This is a genomic window from Methylacidimicrobium cyclopophantes (assembly GCF_902143385.2).
Lineage (GTDB): Bacteria > Verrucomicrobiota > Verrucomicrobiia > Methylacidiphilales > Methylacidiphilaceae > Methylacidimicrobium > Methylacidimicrobium cyclopophantes.
Map to the genome: position 1 here is coordinate 1 of NZ_CABFUZ020000236.1, position 2,117 is coordinate 2,117.

Consider the following 2,117-nt stretch of genomic DNA (forward strand, 5'->3'; position numbering starts at 1 on the left):
CATATGTTAAAGCTCAATAAGTGGGTGCTGGCGGTCTTGGCCTTCCCCGCGCTCACCCGTACGTATTTGCCCTTGATGTCCTGCCAGTCCAAGCGCTGGAGCTCCGCTCTCCGTAAGCCCGCAAAAAAGCCGAGGGCAAGGTAAGGAAGAACCTCGGGGAACTTCTCCCGGGCGACAACAAGCAGCGTCTGGGCTTCTCGGGGCGAGTAAGACCGGATCTCCGGGAGCTTGGGCCTGGCGACGGGGAGGCCATGCAAAGGATTCTCCCAGAGCCATTGACGGGTCTTGGCAAAAGCGAAAAGGGTAGAAAGCGTCCTCTGCCAATTGTAGCGAACCCAAAGGGAGGGAGCCTTGTCTAGGTACTCCGCGATCTCCTGCCGACGGATGCAGGCAATCGGTCGGTCTCCAAAGCTACAACAAAACTGGCCAAGGTAGCTCCGAAGATCCCGAAGGGTCCGAGGGCTTTTTCCCTCCTTAGCCTTGGCGTCAAGCAAGCGCTCCACCACCATGCGGACCGGAGGCGAGTTCCGCTCCAGGGCCAAGAGCTCCGAGGTCCTGCGGAAGGCTTCCTCTAGGGAGACACCGTACCGAGAGAGAACGGGAAGAAAGAGGAGCAGCCGCTTCCCCACTTCCTCCAGCGAAAGAGCATAGGGTGCAAGGCGAGCTTGAAGATCCTCTGCTAAGCGAAGCAGCGTGAGCCGCTCCGGAGTAACGGCCGCGATCGCCTCCCTGCCTGCCTGCTCAAGCAGGGAGCGAAGCTCCTTCGCCCTCCGCCTGGCTTCGGCTGGGGAATGGAAATACTCCCGGTGCCGTTTCCCGTCCTCCCCCCAGTAGATCACCATTCGGGAGTAGCCGGAACGGTCGGACCGGATCACGCGAGGGGGCTTGCTGGCGCGCACGGTGCACTCTTTTTACCTACACCAGGGTGCCCTTGCGTATCCTAAAAATGCTTTCGAAGGTTTTATCCCATGTGAGTTATCGTACGTTTTTCGTACGTTTCAGAGGCACATTCTGCTACATTCGGATACATTCACGCACATAGCTTCCAGAGGGAAATTGCCGCCGATCCAAGAAGAAAGCCTGAGAACGGGTTGCTACCAGAGGAAAATAGCTACCGAAGCAAGGAATTAAGCGGAAAGACAGCCGTTTCCAGAGGAAACTTTCTTGGTCCCGGGGAGATTCGAACTCCCGACCCGCGCTTTAGGAAAGCGCTGCTCTATCCTGCTGAGCTACGGGACCGTCGCCGATTCGGGCGGAAGAGATCGGACACCGTTGCGGGCATTCCCGCTCCGTCACCGGCAGCTTAGGGGAAGCAATCGACGGGAGCAAGGCGCCAGTGGAAGCGCGGGCGTGCGCGGCTTCTTGCCGATCTGCGGAGCGAAGAAAAATCGATTGCATCCGGAGAGCATCCCGAGAATCATCCTGTCGCTTTCTCTCGGGGTTTCGCCCGATTTTGCTATGGATTGGCGGAAAAAGGAGGCGTGTGCCAGGCTGATGGCTCTGGGTTTGCTCGTTTTCACCGTCGCCGGGTGTGCCAAGACGCCTAGGATCCCCCTTGGCGACGACCCCCCCGGAGACGGGCTCCGGCGGAATTCAGCCCTCGAGGCAACGCTGGACCGGAGGCTCGCGACGTCGGGGAATCGCGTCACCCTCTTGCCCAACGGAATGCGCACCTTTGAGGCGATGTTTGCGGCGATGCGGGAGGCGCGCGACCGGATCGATTTGGAATATTATATCTTCGAGGACGTCCGTGTCGGAGCGGAAAGCCTCTGCGAGCTCTTGACCGAAAAGCTCCGCTCCGGCGTCGCGGTGAACGTCATCCTGGACGGCTACGGGTCGAGCAGGACCGACCCGGAGTTTCTCGCACGGCTGCGGAAGGCCGGGGCTCGAATCGTCGTCTTTCATCCGCTGACTCCGGAAGCGATCCTGGAGCTGACGAGGGTCAACGATCGGGACCACCGGAAGATCCTGGTCGTCGACGGAAAGGTCGGTTTTCTGGGGGGGGTCAACCTCGCGCGAGTCTACGAAAATCATTCGGATCCCCGAGCGGCGGAGCGGGGAGATTTTCGCCATGCGTATTGGAGCGACATCGCGGCTCGCATCGAAGGGCCCGCCGC

The 2,117-nt window shown here is 60.1% G+C and carries 2 protein-coding genes and 1 tRNA gene; 1 reads left to right on the forward strand and 2 read right to left on the reverse strand.

The window, feature by feature from the left end:
* Together FN369_RS09565 and FN369_RS09570 are read right to left on the reverse strand one after the other, a co-directional pair.
* Nucleotides 1-899: site-specific integrase (locus tag FN369_RS09565; RefSeq protein ID WP_142525920.1), on the reverse strand; the 899-nt coding region annotated here is incomplete at its 3' end.
* A gap of 266 nt (nucleotides 900-1,165) precedes the next feature.
* A tRNA-Arg gene (locus FN369_RS09570) sits at nucleotides 1,166-1,239 on the reverse strand.
* Between the two features lie 255 nt (nucleotides 1,240-1,494).
* Here FN369_RS09570 and FN369_RS09575 point away from each other — a divergent pair.
* On the forward strand, nucleotides 1,495-2,117 hold a 623-nt coding region (locus tag FN369_RS09575), incomplete at its 3' end, for a phospholipase D-like domain-containing protein (protein WP_246189651.1).